Source organism: Micromonospora sp. D75, from assembly GCF_018070405.1.
Classification (GTDB): Bacteria; Actinomycetota; Actinomycetes; order Mycobacteriales; family Micromonosporaceae; genus Micromonospora; species Micromonospora chalcea.
Genome location: NZ_JAGPXV010000096.1, coordinates 1 through 13,027, shown reverse-complemented (window position 1 = coordinate 13,027; position 13,027 = coordinate 1). Strand labels below are relative to the sequence as shown.

At 74.5% G+C, this 13,027-nt stretch carries 13 protein-coding genes and 1 pseudogene; 11 read left to right on the top strand and 3 right to left on the bottom strand.

Translation table 11 applies throughout. The annotated features are described in order from the left end of the window. From KBX39_RS08815 to KBX39_RS08805, 3 genes and pseudogenes are all read left to right on the top strand, one after another. Positions 1-703 (top strand): annotated as a pseudogene (locus KBX39_RS08815) (ABC transporter permease); the annotation flags it as partial. A gap of 60 nt (positions 704-763) precedes the next feature. Then, positions 764-1,066: a hypothetical protein gene (locus KBX39_RS08810; RefSeq protein ID WP_030502043.1), complete on the top strand. Its 303-nt coding sequence runs from the start codon at positions 764-766 to the stop codon at positions 1,064-1,066. Positions 1,067-1,149: 83 nt separating this feature from the next. After that, positions 1,150-1,641, top strand: a complete 492-nt coding sequence (locus tag KBX39_RS08805; protein WP_210869934.1) for a hypothetical protein — start codon at positions 1,150-1,152, stop codon at positions 1,639-1,641. A gap of 2 nt (positions 1,642-1,643) precedes the next feature. Here KBX39_RS08805 and KBX39_RS08800 read toward each other — a convergent pair whose 3' ends face one another. Then, positions 1,644-2,636 carry an ABC transporter ATP-binding protein gene (locus tag KBX39_RS08800; RefSeq protein WP_069088243.1) on the bottom strand — a complete coding sequence of 331 codons (993 nt, stop codon included), beginning with the start codon at positions 2,634-2,636 and terminating at the stop codon, positions 1,644-1,646. 2 nt (positions 2,637-2,638) lie between these two features. Here KBX39_RS08800 and KBX39_RS08795 point away from each other — a divergent pair, with 2 nt between their 5' ends. The 4 genes from KBX39_RS08795 to KBX39_RS08780 all read left to right on the top strand — a co-directional run bounded on the left by KBX39_RS08795 (position 2,639) and on the right by KBX39_RS08780 (position 7,224). Beyond that, positions 2,639-3,328 carry an ABC transporter permease gene (locus KBX39_RS08795; RefSeq protein ID WP_043327903.1) on the top strand — a complete coding sequence of 230 codons (690 nt, stop codon included), beginning with the start codon at positions 2,639-2,641 and terminating at the stop codon, positions 3,326-3,328. Further along, positions 3,325-4,047 (top strand): ABC transporter permease, encoded by a 723-nt coding sequence (locus KBX39_RS08790; protein WP_051611574.1) that lies wholly within the window; start codon positions 3,325-3,327, stop codon positions 4,045-4,047. The genes KBX39_RS08795 and KBX39_RS08790 overlap by 4 nt, the downstream gene beginning before the upstream one ends. A gap of 152 nt (positions 4,048-4,199) precedes the next feature. After that, complete coding sequence (locus KBX39_RS08785; RefSeq protein WP_043327905.1) at positions 4,200-5,204, top strand: glycine betaine ABC transporter substrate-binding protein; 1,005 nt, start codon at positions 4,200-4,202, stop codon at positions 5,202-5,204. Positions 5,205-5,337: 133 nt separating this feature from the next. Beyond that, complete coding sequence (locus tag KBX39_RS08780) at positions 5,338-7,224, top strand: hypothetical protein (protein ID WP_113973579.1); 1,887 nt, start codon at positions 5,338-5,340, stop codon at positions 7,222-7,224. A gap of 10 nt (positions 7,225-7,234) precedes the next feature. On the opposite strand, the gene KBX39_RS08775 is transcribed toward KBX39_RS08780, so the two are convergent. Beyond that, the gene (locus tag KBX39_RS08775; RefSeq protein ID WP_176722867.1) at positions 7,235-8,404 is read right to left on the bottom strand and encodes an NADH-quinone oxidoreductase subunit D; all 1,170 of its coding nucleotides are present in this window, start codon (positions 8,402-8,404) and stop codon (positions 7,235-7,237) included. Beyond that, positions 8,401-9,468: an SAM-dependent methyltransferase gene (locus tag KBX39_RS08770; protein WP_210869936.1), complete on the bottom strand. Its 1,068-nt coding sequence runs from the start codon at positions 9,466-9,468 to the stop codon at positions 8,401-8,403. The genes KBX39_RS08775 and KBX39_RS08770 overlap by 4 nt, the downstream gene beginning before the upstream one ends. Positions 9,469-9,660: 192 nt before the next feature. Here KBX39_RS08770 and KBX39_RS08765 point away from each other — a divergent pair, with 192 nt between their 5' ends. From KBX39_RS08765 to KBX39_RS08750, 4 genes are all read left to right on the top strand, one after another. Continuing rightward, positions 9,661-10,590 carry a Rossmann-like and DUF2520 domain-containing protein gene (locus tag KBX39_RS08765; protein WP_210869932.1) on the top strand — a complete coding sequence of 310 codons (930 nt, stop codon included), beginning with the start codon at positions 9,661-9,663 and terminating at the stop codon, positions 10,588-10,590. Continuing rightward, a complete protein-coding gene (gene panC, locus KBX39_RS08760) occupies positions 10,590-11,432 on the top strand; it encodes a pantoate--beta-alanine ligase (RefSeq protein ID WP_043327909.1) in 843 nt (280 codons plus the stop codon). Before KBX39_RS08765 ends, panC begins: the two co-directional genes overlap by 1 nt. A 29-nt stretch (positions 11,433-11,461) precedes the next feature. Further along, a complete protein-coding gene (gene panD / locus KBX39_RS08755; RefSeq protein ID WP_210869930.1) occupies positions 11,462-11,890 on the top strand; it encodes an aspartate 1-decarboxylase in 429 nt (142 codons plus the stop codon). Positions 11,891-12,060: 170 nt separating this feature from the next. After that, positions 12,061-12,954: a septum formation family protein gene (locus KBX39_RS08750; RefSeq protein ID WP_210869928.1), complete on the top strand. Its 894-nt coding sequence runs from the start codon at positions 12,061-12,063 to the stop codon at positions 12,952-12,954. Positions 12,955-13,027 lie beyond the last annotated feature (73 nt).

Here is a 13,027-nt window from a genome sequence, read left to right as displayed (position 1 = left end):
GAGTGACTACGACCCGCGCCGCAACGCGCTGTACCTCTTCGTGGGCTTCGCCGCGGTGGCCGTCCTCGGTGGCCTGTTCGCCGCGATGATGCCGGTGCGCCGGCTGATCGGCCGGTTCCGGCCGGTCGCCGACCCGGCCCGGCGGCGCGGCGCGGTGGCCGCCACGGTGACCGCGCTGGCGCTGGTCGCGTCCACCGTGCTGGCGGCGCTCGGCGGCGTGCTGATCGCCGCGAACGGGGACGGCGCCGTCGCGCCCGGCACCGGCCTGGACTGGACCGTGCTGGCGGTCGGAACGGTGATGCTCGGCGGCACCAGCGCGTACGGCCGTCGCGGCGGCATCTTCGGCACCCTGCTCGCGGTATGCCTGGTGGTGGTGTTCCTGGCCTGGACCGTGCCGCAGGGCTGGTCGGTCGGCCGGTGGGCGCTGGGCGGCGCCACGCTCGGCGCGGGGCTGCTCGTCACCCGGCTGGTGGAGACGTTCGGCCGGCCCCGCCCGGCGCCGCCGGCGACTGTGGGACCGGTTCCGGTCCGCCCGCTGCGGGACGGCGCGACGAGCGGCGGTTGGGGGATGACCCCGGCGCCCGAGCCGGCCGACACCTGGCCGGCGGTGCTGCCGGTACGCCAGAACGACACCCCGGTGGAGGCGTGGGAGGCCCCGCGCTGGGAGAGCGAGCCCCGGCGCTGGGACGCCGACGAACGCTGACCCGACCGCGGCCGTGCGTCCGGCGCGCCGGAGCTGATCTCGCCGGTTAGGCTCGGCGGCATGAGCGAGACTCCTGCCCCCGGCGGCCGCACCTTCGACGAGCTCGACAAGCTCTCCACCGAGGAGTTGCGCGAGCAGGCGTTCAACCTGGCCCGCGAGCGTCGCGACGTGGGCTTCTTCTGGTCGGTCCTGCGGCACCTGCCAAACGCCGACGAGGCCGCCGCGCTGGACGGCGCGCCGAACTCGATCGGCCCGACCATCGACGAGGCGAACGCGCTCTGGCGCGAGCTGACCGGGCACGGCTACGAGGAGTCCGCGCCGTTGCTGCGCGCCGCCTTCATCGACTACCTGATGAAGCACTGACGTCGATGACGACCCGCCGGCCGGCGACGGCCGGACGGTTGCGCAGGTTTGCCCGGCGCGACCGGCCGGGAACTGACCGCCGCATGGCTCTGAGCAACCGCCCCCGCGCCGTCGCCCGGTACGGCACGGCCGCCGGCACCGGCACCCTCGCCGCGTTCCTGCTGGTCGCCGTCGGCGGCAGTCCGATGTACGTGGACTGGGCGCAGCGCGCCACCGACCCGACCGGGGCGGGCGGCTGGTTCCTGCGGCTGCTGGCCTGGCCGTCCTGGCGGTGGCACGCCGACGAGGGCGTGTTCGCCACCAACCTGCGCGCGATCCTGCTGATCGTGCTGGCCGCTGCGCTGCTCTACCTGCTGCCCGGCCCGCAGGTCGACCGGGTGGCCTCCTCGGGCAGCCAGTTCCTCTCCGGCTGGGGCGCGTACGTGCTCGCCGCCGGGCTCAGCGCCCTGCTCGCCACGCTCCTCGGCCCGCACGGCTCGCTGTTCGCCGCGTTCCAGTCCGCCAGCACCGGCGTCACGTACGGCTTCTTCGCCGGCTGGATCGTCGGGCTGGCCAGCCTGGGCGGCCGGGCCTGAGCTCAGTCCACAGCGCCGAGCGCCAGCACCCGGGTACGGGCGAGCAGGCCCACCGCCCGGCCCTCCTCGGTCACCACGGCGTGCTCCGCGCCGGAGGTGAGCAGCGCGCCGAGCGCGTCGTACGCCGAGTCGCCGAGCGCCACATTGGGCAGGCCGGCGCCCCCGTCGGCCGGGAGCGGGTCGAGGACGGCGCGGGTCACCGGGGTCACCGCGAGGCGCCGGATGCCCCGGTCGGCGCCGACGAACTCGCGGACGAAGTCCGAGGCGGGTGACCCGAGCAGCGCGGCGGGCGTGTCGTACTGCTCCAGCCGGCCGCCCTCGGAGAGCACCGCGATCCGGTCGCCGAGCCGGACCGCCTCGTCGAGGTCGTGCGTGACCAGCACGATCGTCTTGCGTACCTCGGCCTGCAGGCGCAGGAACTCCTCCTGCAGGCGGGTCCGGACGATCGGGTCCACGGCGGAGAACGGCTCGTCCATCAGCAGCACCACCGGGTCGGCGGCGAGCGCCCGGGCCACCCCGACCCGCTGCCGCTGCCCGCCGGACAGCTCGTGCGGGTACCGCCGGCCGAACTGGGCCGGGTCGAGGCCGACCAGCTCCAGCAACTCGCCGACGCGGGCGCGGGTGCGCTGCTTCGGCCAGCCCAGCAGTCCCGGCACTGTCGCCACGTTCGCCGCGACGGTCTGGTGCGGGAAGAGGCCGACGTTCTGGATGACGTACCCGATGCGGCGGCGCAGCGCCACCGGGTCGACCCGGGTGACGTCGTCGTCGCCGAGCAGGATCCGCCCGCCGGTCGGCTCGATCAGCCGGTTGATCATCCGTAGCACCGTCGACTTGCCGCAGCCGGACGGGCCGATCAGGACCACCAGCTCACCGGCGCCGACCTGCAGGCTCAGCTCGCGTACCGCCTCGGTGCCGTCCGGGTAGCGCTTGCGGATGCGTTCCAGCGTGATCGACGCCGCGCCGTGTCCGGCAGCGTCCCCCGGGGTACCGTCCACCTGTGTCCCTCCACCTGAGCTACCGGGCCGACCCGGGTAATCCGTGGTTCTCCTGGCAGTACGTGCGGGACAACTCTGACACGATCCTGGCCGCGCTGCGTGAGCACACCTGGCTGACCGCCCGGGCCGTGGTGATCGCCGCGCTGGTGGCGCTGCCGCTCGCGGTGCTCGCGTACTGGTTCCGGTCGTTGTCGGCCTCCATCCTTGCGCTGACCGGGGTGCTCTACACCGTCCCGTCGCTGGCGCTGTTCGCCTTCCTCGCGCCCTACCTGGGCATCGGCGCGATCACCGTGCTCACCGTGGTGGCGCTGTACGCGCTGCTGGTCATCGTGCGCAACGCGCTGGCCGGGCTGAACCAGGTGCCGCCGGAGGTGCGGGAGGCCGCCGAGGGCATGGGGTACGGCCGGTGGGGGCGGCTGTTCCGGATCGAGCTGCCGCTGGCGCTGCCCGGCATCCTCACCGGCGTACGGCTGGCGACGGTGTCGACTGTCGCGCTGGTCACGGTGGGTGTGGTGGTCGGCCGGGGCGGGCTCGGCCAGCTCATCTTCGCCGGCTTCCAGAACAACTTCTACAAGGCACAGATCATGACCGGCACGGTGCTGTGCGTGCTGCTGGCGCTGGTGCTGGACCTGGTGCTGGCCGGCGTGGGCCGCCTGCTCACCCCGTGGCTGCGCGGGAGGTCCGCCCGGTGAACCCCGTCGAGCAGGCGGTCGTCTGGCTGAACGACCCGCTGAACTGGACCAATCCCGGCGGCGTGCTGGACCGCCTCGGCGAGCACCTGAGCATGTCCGCCCTGGCGGTGCTGCTCGGATGCCTGGTGGCCTGGCCGATCGGCCTCTGGCTCGGGCACAGCGGCCGGGGCGGCGGGCTGGTGCTGCTGGTCTCCAACGTCACGCTGGCGATCCCGACCCTGGCCCTGCTGACCATCCTCCCGCTGACCTTCCTCGGCTTCGGCCGGCCGGCGGTGGTGGTGGCGCTCGCGGTCTTCGCGGTGCCGCCGCTGCTGGCGAACGCGTACACCGGGGTGCGGCAGGCCGACCCGGAGGCGCGGGACGCGGCACATGGGATGGGGCTGTCCGGCGGGCAGGTGCTGCGCCGGGTGGAGCTGCCGCTTGCCGTGCCCTACCTGGCGGCCGGTTTCCGTACCGCGGCCGTGCAGGTGGTGGCCACTGCCGCGCTGGCCTCGTTCGTCAACGGCGGCGGGCTGGGCCAGATCATCCGCGCCGGCTTCGGGCTCGACATCGCCGCCGGCGGCGGCCAGATCATCGCCGGCGGGGTGCTGGTCGCCGGGCTGGCGCTGCTCGTCGAGGGGCTGCTCGCGATCGTGGAGCGGCTCGTCACGCCGCGTCCGCTGCGCCCGGTCCGCCGCCGGGCGAACCGCCGCGCGACGGCTGCGACGGCCGGAAGTTGAGCCGCCGGTGACGATCGGGTGACGAAAACCGCTCCGAGTTTGTCGGTCAGGTCCGGAGGATATTGGCTGGAGTCGCGGGTGGCCGTCCGGTTCGCCCGTCGGACACGCGGCCGGCCCGACGGGTCGCGCCGGGACACGGAAGGCGGGCACTCATGCGTGCGCGTACACGACTGGTCGCGGGGGCGTTCGGCGCACTCACCGCGGCCGCTCTCCTCACCGGCTGCGGCGACGCCGGCTCGTCCGGCACCGACGCGCCCGAGCAGGGCGCCTCGGGGGCCGGCTGTGCCCCGGTGGCGGGCGACCAGCTCGTCGTCCTGACCGACGACAAGAAGCTCCAGAACACCGACAACGTCATTCCCGCGATCAACGCGAAGGCGGCCACGCCGCAGCTCGTCGCCGCGCTGGACAAGGTCTCCGCGAAGCTCGACACCCCGAAGCTGATCCAGCTCAACCGGGCGGTCGACGTCGACCGCAAGACGCCCCAGGCGGCGGCGAAGGAGTTCGCGTCCGCCAACGGCGTGACCGACGGGATCGAGAAGGGCCCGGGCGGCCAGATCACCGTCGGCGCCGGCAACTTCAGCGAGAGCCAGACCATCGCCGAGCTCTACAAGATCGCGCTGGAGGCGGCGGGCTACCAGGTCAAGGTGCAGACGATCGGCAACCGGGAGCTGTACGGCCCGGCCCTGGAGAAGGGGCAGATCCAGGTCGTCCCGGAGTACGCCGCCACCATGGCGGAGTTCCTCAACACCAAGGCCAACGGCAAGGACGCCCAGCCCGTCTCCTCACCGGAGCTGGACAAGACGGTCGCCGCGCTGAAGACCGAGGGCGACAAGGCCGGCCTGGTGTTCGGCCAGCCGTCCCAGGCGCAGGACCAGAACGCGTTCGCGGTGACCAAGGCGTTCGCCGACAAGTACGGCGTGTCCACGCTCTCCGAGCTGGCCGCGAAGTGCTCCGGGCAGGCCACCGTGCTCGCCGGTCCGCCGGAGTGCCCGCAGCGGCCGAAGTGCCAGGCCGGTCTGGTCGAGGTCTACGACTTCAAGGCGGGCTCGTTCAGTTCGCTGGACGCGGGCGGCCCGCAGACCAAGAACGCGCTGAAGACCGGCGCCGCGAGCGTCGGCCTGGTCTTCTCCTCCGACGCCGCGCTGGCCACGAGCTGACGCGCCGCGGCCGGCCGGCGCCACTCGCGCCGGCCGGCCGCGCACCCCGGGCGGTTGCCTGCTCAGCAGGCCCGCACATCGAGTCACGCCGACCCGTTCCCCTCAGGTGGAACTCTCGGTACTGTGCTCAGCCATGCCCGCCTCGGTCGCTCCTGCCGACAAGCGCAACCCCACCCCGCTGACAGTCCTGTTCTGGGCCGGTGTGGGGCTGGCGCCGCTGGCCGCGCTCATCCTGCTGATCGCCGACGGCAACGGCTCGCTCCGGTTCGGCGCGGTCCTGGCGATCCTCGCCGTCGTGCTGATCGGCCTGTCCATCGCGCTGCGGCCGGAGGGCGGTTCGGGCGGCGCGGCGTCCGAGGAGTTGCGCGAGGAGCTGGAGCAGCTGCGGCGGGAGCTGCGGGCCGAGATAGTGGCCGCCGCTCAACGCGGCAACCAGGCGCTGGACCAGGCACGCCGGGCGGAGGAGGCGGCCGGGGCGGTGCGGCATCGGCTCGACGCGGCGGCCGCCGGACTGGCCTCCGCGCCCGCCCAGGATCGCCCGAGCGGCGCGGCCCGGGTGCCGGCCGCCGGGGCGTACGAGGCGGATCCGGGTCACCCGGCCGGTCGCGACGAGGACGAACCGGCTCGTCCGGCGTACTCCGGTGGCCGCTACGGCGGCGAGCCCGACGGCGAACCGCCGCGGGCGGGCCGCCACGACGCCGAGCCGGCGCGGGCGGCGGTACGCCCGCCGGACCGGCCCGGGAGCGGCGTGTACGGGTCGGCGCGCGTGTCCGATCCGGCCGCCCGGCCGGAGTCCCGCCCGGTGGGCGTGGTCCACCACACCGAGACCGTGCACGTCACCACCCGGCACACCATCGTCGGCGGTGGCGCCGAGCCGACCGGCTCCCGGTACGGCGGATTCCCCGGCGGCTGGTCGGACGAGGACCGCTCCCGGGGCGGCGACCCGGCCGATCACCGGGGCGCGGGGCAGCGCGAGCGGGGCCGCGAGGACCGGGCCGACGCGGGATGGACCGGCACGGACGACAGCGGCTGGGGTGCTCCGGCGGGTGGCGAGCGCTCCGGGTACGGCCGCCGGGTCGGGAGTGCGCGGGACGACGGCTTCGGGCCGGGTGACGGGCACTCGCCTGCCGACGCCGGACGCGCGGGCGCCGAGCATCCGTGGGCGGGCGTCGGCGGGGAGCAGGGCTGGTCCGTGGGGGGCCGTTGGTCGGACGACCAGGGCCGGGCTGCGGCCCAGGAGCAGCGACAGTGGTCGGGCGACGACCGGGCCGGCTGGGCGCCGGGCGGCGCGGCCGACGTTCCGGCCTGGCCACCGGCCGCGCGGCACAGCGAACCCGCCGCGCGGCACAGCGAACCGGCCGTCCGGCACAGCGAACCGGGCGCGTCCGGGGCCCTGGACGCGCGGGAAGGCCGGGACCGGGCGGACGGCGATCACTGGTCCGAGCTGCGTGCGGGTAACCGCTGGGCGGCGGTCCGCGACGACGACGCGGGCCGGGAGATCCGCCTCGGGGAGCGACGGGCCGCGATGCACGCCGACAGCGCCGGCACGGAGTACCGGATCGAGGACCGATGGGCGTCGGTGCGCGGCGGCAGGGCGGACGCGGGTGGGCCGGGTGACGGCCACCCGGCGTTGCCGGCCGGCGGGGTGCCGGTGCCGGACGAGTGGCGGCCGCCGACCCAGCGCAGCGGCCAGCCGGAGTGGCGCCAGCCGCCCCCGGAGTGGCGTCAGCCCGAATCGGCGCGCCGCGAGCCCGAGCCCGAGCCGCAGTGGCGTCAGCCGGAACCGCAGTGGCGTCCGCCGGAGCCGGAGCGGCGTCCGGCCGATTCGCAGCGCCGCGAGTTCGAGCCGGAGTGGCGCCAGGGCGAGTCCCAGTGGCGTCCGGCCGAGCCGGAGTGGCGTCAGCCGGAACCGCAGTGGCGTCAGCCGGAACCGCAGTGGCGTCAGCCGGAACCGGAATGGCGAGGCTCGGAGCGCGGCGCCCACGGCCAGCAGCGGGACACCGCCGACCGCTGGCGCTGAGCGCCCACGATCACTTGTCGATGTCGCCGACCACGAAGAACATCGAGCCGAGGATGGCGATCAGGTCGGGCACCAGGCAGCCGGGCAGCAGCGACGACAGCGCCTGCACGTTCGCGTACGAGGCGGTGCGCAGCTTCATCCGCCACGGCGTCTTCTCGCCCCGGGACACCAGGTAGTAGCCGTTGATGCCGAGCGGGTTCTCGGTCCAGGCGTACGTGTGCCCCTCCGGCGCCTTCAGCACCTTCGGCAGCCGCGTGTTCACCGGCCCGCTGATCCGGTCCACCCGGTCCAGGCACTGCTCGGCGAGGTCGAGCGAGACGTACACCTGGTCGAGCAGCACCTCGAAGCGGGCGTGACAGTCCCCGGCGGTCTTCGTCACCACGGGCACGTCGAGCTGGTCGTAGGCCAGGTACGGCTCGTCGCGACGCAGGTCGAGGTCGAGCCCGGAGGCGCGGGCGACCGGCCCGGACGCGCCGAACGCGGCGGCGTCGGCGGCGGAGAGCACGCCGACCCCGACGGTACGGGCCAGGAAGATGTCGTTGCGCCGGATCAGGTTGTCCAGGTCGGGCATCCGGCGGCGTACCTCGGCGATGGCGGCGCGGGCGCGTCCGGTCCAGCCGGACGGCACCTCCTCCTTCAGGCCGCCGACCCGGTTGAACATGTAGTGGATCCGGCCGCCGGAGACCTCCTCCATCACCGCCTGGATGGTCTCCCGTTCCCGGAACGCGTAGAACATCGGCGTGATCGCGCCGATCTCCAGCGGGTACGAGCCGAGGAACATCAGGTGGTTGAGCACCCGGTTCAGCTCGGCCAGCGCCATCCGCAGCCAGGTGGCGCGTTCCGGCACCTCCATGCCCATCAGCCGCTCGACCGCGAGTACCACGCCCAGCTCGTTGGAGAACGCCGACAGCCAGTCGTGCCGGTTCGCCAGCACGATGATCTGCCGGTAGTCGCGTACCTCGAAGAGCTTCTCCGCTCCCCGGTGCATGTAGCCGACGATCGGTTCGGCGGCGACCACCCGCTCGCCGTCGAGCACCAGCTTCAGCCGCAGCACGCCGTGCGTCGAGGGGTGCTGCGGCCCGATGTTGAGCACCATGTCGGTGCCGAGCTGCTCACCGCCCGCGCCGGTGCCGACTGTGAGCTCGCGGAGGTCGGCGGCGTCCGTGGTCATGCCCGTCATCGTGCCACGACCGCGTCGAGCGCGACGCCGACCGGCTGCCGCAGCCACAGGTGCCCGCCGAGCCCGGCCGGGTCGGTCAGCTCGGCCGCCGCCGACGCCGCGGCGAGCGCCCGCAGGTAGCCGGCCGGGTCGCGGGAGGCCAGGCTCAGCGGCGGTCGCCCGCCGTCGGCCCCGAGCGCCCGCAGCGCCTCCCGCTGAGAGACCAGGGAGTACGCGCACCGCGCGACCCGCTCACCGGCGGAGGCGACCGAGTCCATGGCGACGTGCGCCGTCACGTCGCACGACCCGTCCGGAACCGGCGGCACCTGCCGCCCACCCCGATACCCGGTCAACGTCCCGTCCAGGGGACGCGAGTCCCGCAGATGCCCGTAGTCCACCGCAAGCGCCAGCCCCCGCGCCACCTTCCCGAGGGCCCCCGCCCAGGCCAGATCCCGCCCCACCCCGATCTCCGCCCGCCCACCGCTGCTGCCGCCCCCACCAACGGCGTTGATCAAGGAGTTTGTGTCCTGATCCGAGCTCTCCACGTCCGCAAACTCCTTGATCAACGGGGCGTTGCGCGGGAGGGCCGGGGGCCACCAGTGGGTCAGCCAGGTGGTTTCGGTGGGGGACGGGGGCGGGCCCAGCGTCTCCTCGCCGGTTCTCGGGTTCACCAGGAGGAGGCGCCAGCCTGCCTGGGTGTGGACCGCCACGTCCACCGGGACGTTGTCCAGCCATTCGGTGGCCAGGAGCAGGCCGGTGATGCCGTCGGGGATGTCGGTTCGCCAGTCGATCTCCGGAGGCAGGTCCGGCGGGCGGGTGGCTCGTTCCACTGCCACCGGGTGGATCCGGGCGGACAGCTCGGGTGCGGCCCGGGCCAGCAGGGCCCGGAGCAGTTCGCCCCGGCCCGCGCCCACGTCCACCACGTCCAGCCGGTCCGGGTGGCCCAGCGCCGCGTCCACCGCTTCGAGTTGCCGCAGCAGGCAGGCGGCGAAGACGGGTGAGGCGTGCACGCTCGTGCGGAAGTGCGCGGCTGGGCCGGCGCCGGAGACGAAGAACCCGTCCGGCCCGTACAACGCCTGCTCCATCGCGTCGCGCCAGCGCAGCGGGGTGGTCACCCGCCGACCCTACGGGACGTACCCGAAAGTGCGGTTTGCCCGCCACCGCAGCGGCCTCTTCGGGCGGCCGGTGAAGGTTTTCACACCTTCTTGTTTCCGGTCTGTCACCCGGGCGCATACTTGCCATCGACCGGTACCCCCTTCGAGGACTGGATCGCCGCCATGAGCGCACCGCTGCGCCACCGGGCCACCGCTGCCCCGCTCGTCTTCCCGCGTACCCTCGCCGTCGGCGTGCTCGGCGCCGGCCGGGTCGGCGCCACGCTGGGCGCGGCTCTCGCCGCCGCCGGCCACCGCGTGGTCGCCGCGTCCGGCGCCTCGGGCGCGACAGGGGCCCGGCTGGCGCTGCTGCTGCCCGAGACCCCGCACCGCGCCGCGTCCGAGGTGGCGCGTGCCGCCACCGACCTGCTGATCGTCGCCGTCCCCGACGACGCGCTCGCGGGCGTGATCGCCGACCTGGCCGCGAGCGGCGCGCTGCGCCCCGGCCAGGTGGTGGCGCACACGTCCGGCGCGCACGGGCTGGCCGTGCTGGCCCCGGCCGCCGAGGCCGGCGCCCGGCCGCTCGCGCTGCACCCGGCGATGACCTTCACCGGTACGCCGGACGACCTGTCCCGCCTGCCCGGCATCTCGTACGGCGTGACCGCCCCGGCCGAGCTGCGCGCGTTCGCGGCCCGGCTGGTGGCCGACCTGGGCGGTGTGCCGGAGTGGGTCGGCGAGACCGACCGGCCGCTCTACCACGCGGCGCTCGCGCACGGCGCGAACCACCTGGTGACGCTGGTCAACGAGGCGTCGGACCGGCTGCGTGACGCCGGCGTGGAGCGGCCGGAGAAGGTGCTCGCCCCGCTGCTGCGGGCCGCGCTGGAGAACGCGCTGCGGTTGGGCGACGACGCGCTGACCGGCCCGGTGTCGCGGGGCGACGCGGGCACCGTACGCCGGCATCTGGACCGGCTGGCGCGGAGCGCGCCGGAATCCGTACCCGCGTATCTGGCGTTGGCACGACGCACGGCGGACCGCGCCGACGCGGTCAGCCGCCTGCGCCCGGCGGACGCGGCCGCCCTACGGGACGTGCTGGACGGAATCGAGGTGGCGGCCTGATGGCCGAGGTGCTGCACACGCGCAAGGAGCTGGCGGCCGCCCGCGAGGCGATGACCGGCACGGTCGGCGTGGTGATGACCATGGGCGCGCTGCACGCCGGGCACGAGATGCTGCTGCGGGCCGCCCGCGAGCGGGCCGACCACGTCATCGTGACGATCTTCGTGAACCCGCTGCAGTTCGGCCCGAACGAGGACTTCGACCGCTACCCGCGCACGCTCGACACGGACCTGGAGATCTGCCGCCGGGTGGGGGTGGACGCGGTGTTCGCGCCGCCGGTGGCCGAGATGTACCCGGAGGGGCAGCCGACGGTACGGCTGAACCCGGGGCCGCTCGGCGAGGACCTGGAAGGCCTGAGCCGTCCCGGCTTCTTCCACGGCGTGCTCACGGTGGTCATGAAGCTGCTCCAGCTCACGCAGCCCGACCTGGCCTTCTTCGGCGAGAAGGACTACCAGCAGCTCACCCTGGTGCGCCGGATGGTCCGCGACCTCGACGTGCCGACCGAGATCGTCGGAGTGCCGACCGTACGGGAACCGGACGGCCTGGCCCTGTCCAGCCGCAACCGTTACCTGTCGGCGGCGGAGCGGGAGGCGGCGCTGAGCCTGTCCGTCGCGCTGCGGGCCGGGGCGGCGGCGGCCGAGCGGGGCGAGGACGCGGGCGCGGTGCTCGCGGCCGCCCACCGGGCCTTCGACAACCCGGCCGCCCGCCTCGACTACCTGGTGCTCACCGACACCGAGCTGGAGCCCGGCCCGGTCACCGGCCCGGCCCGGCTGCTGATCGCGGCCTGGGTCGGCGCCACCCGCCTGATCGACAACACGGCGATCCACCTCGCGCCGCGTCCCTGACCCCACCACGAATGCGGAAAGGCACCCCGATGTTCCGGACCATGCTCAAGTCGAAGATCCATCGCGCCACCGTGACCCAGGCCGACCTGCACTACGTCGGCTCGGTGACTGTGGACGAGGATCTGCTCGACGCGGCGGACCTGCTCCCCGGCGAGCAGGTGGCGATCGTGGACATCACGAACGGCGCGCGGCTGGAGACGTACGTGATCCCGGGGCGGCGGGGCAGCGGCGTGATCGGCATCAACGGCGCCGCCGCGCACCTGGTGCACCCCGGTGACCTGGTCATCCTCATCTCGTACGGTCAGATGGACGACGCCGAGGCCCGCACGTACCGCCCGAAGGTGGTCCACGTCGACGCCGACAACAGGGTCGTGGACCTGACCGCCGACCCGGCCACGGCCGCCCCCGGCACCGCAGGCGCCCCCGTCCCCAACCCCCTCGCCGCCTCTTCCCGTTGATCTTGCAGTCGCGGCCCCTCCGCCACCCCTTTCAGGCGGTTTGTCAAGGCGGTTAGTGCAAGATCGACGGGGCGCAAGGGCGGGGAACGCGGTCTGTCACCGGAAGGTCATTTTCGGCTACCCTGGGCGGACCGTCGGGGATCGACGGTCGTCGGCTGGGGGAGGCCGCGATGCGCCGTGCGATGAGCTTCCTGGTCGCCGCGATGGTCGCGAGCGCCGCTCTGACCGGCTGCGCCGGCACCGGCGGGCTGGACGGCGACCTCGCCGACGACTGGCCTGCGATGGCCGCACCCGGGCCGTTCACCCCGGCCGCAGAGGTCTGCCAGGTCGCCGACTTCATCCCGAGCGTCGGCCTGTCCGCGTACGCGCCGGTCGGCTGCGAACTGCCGCACCGGGTGGAGACCGTGCACGTCGGGGCGTTCACCGCCGACCGGGCCGAGCCGCCGTCGCTCGCCTCACCGGAGATGCGTACCGCGTTCGCCGACTGCGACAAACGGGCCAGCGGGTACGTGGGTGACGACTGGCGCGCCGGACGCCTCCGGCTGGCGGTGGCGGTGCCGACCGCCCTCGGCTGGACGGCCGGCTCCCGCTGGTACCGGTGCGACCTGACCGAGCTGACCACGGTCGAGGCGGCGGCCACCGTGGTCACCCGTACCGGCAGCCTGCGCGACGCGCTCAAGCCGCCCTCCCCGCTGCGGCTGGGCTGCCAGCGCACCACCCGGGAGGCGGGCCGGGTGCAGCGGCTCACCCCGGTCGACTGCGCTGTCGCGCACGACGCGGAGTTCGTCGGCGTGTGGGCCGCGCCGGACCGCCCGTACCCGAAGAAGCCGGAGGACTGGGTTCCCCTCTACGACGGCTGCTTCGCTGTGATCGCCCGCTACGCCGGGGTGCCCACCGACGCGTTCCTGCGCTACCGCAGCGACGTGGTGGTCCGCCCGCCCGCCGCCGGTCGCTGGGCGGTCGGCGACCGGGGCGTGCGCTGCTACCTGTGGCTCAGCGACCGTACGGTGACCACCTCGCTCAAGGGCGCCGGACCGGCTGCCCTGCCGCGCCGGACGAGGTAGCCGAGGGCACTCGTCACGCCCCCCGCGCCCGAGCCGAGTTCGCTTCGGGTTGACTGTGCTCATGGACCTACCC

Excerpts from the sequence above, each read along its gene's own strand:
- KBX39_RS08810 (WP_030502043.1), top strand. The coding sequence starts at position 764 with ATGAGCGAGACTCCTGCCCCCGGCGGCCGCACCTTCGACGAGCTCGAC.
- KBX39_RS08805 (WP_210869934.1), top strand. The coding sequence starts at position 1,150 with ATGGCTCTGAGCAACCGCCCCCGCGCCGTCGCCCGGTACGGCACGGCC.
- KBX39_RS08785 (WP_043327905.1), top strand. The coding sequence starts at position 4,200 with ATGCGTGCGCGTACACGACTGGTCGCGGGGGCGTTCGGCGCACTCACC.
- KBX39_RS08780 (WP_113973579.1), top strand. The coding sequence starts at position 5,338 with ATGCCCGCCTCGGTCGCTCCTGCCGACAAGCGCAACCCCACCCCGCTG.
- KBX39_RS08775 (WP_176722867.1), bottom strand. The coding sequence starts at position 8,404 with ATGACGGGCATGACCACGGACGCCGCCGACCTCCGCGAGCTCACAGTC.
- KBX39_RS08770 (WP_210869936.1), bottom strand. The coding sequence starts at position 9,468 with ATGGAGCAGGCGTTGTACGGGCCGGACGGGTTCTTCGTCTCCGGCGCC.
- KBX39_RS08765 (WP_210869932.1), top strand. The coding sequence starts at position 9,661 with ATGAGCGCACCGCTGCGCCACCGGGCCACCGCTGCCCCGCTCGTCTTC.
- panC (WP_043327909.1), top strand. The coding sequence starts at position 10,590 with ATGGCCGAGGTGCTGCACACGCGCAAGGAGCTGGCGGCCGCCCGCGAG.
- panD (WP_210869930.1), top strand. The coding sequence starts at position 11,462 with ATGTTCCGGACCATGCTCAAGTCGAAGATCCATCGCGCCACCGTGACC.
- KBX39_RS08750 (WP_210869928.1), top strand. The coding sequence starts at position 12,061 with ATGCGCCGTGCGATGAGCTTCCTGGTCGCCGCGATGGTCGCGAGCGCC.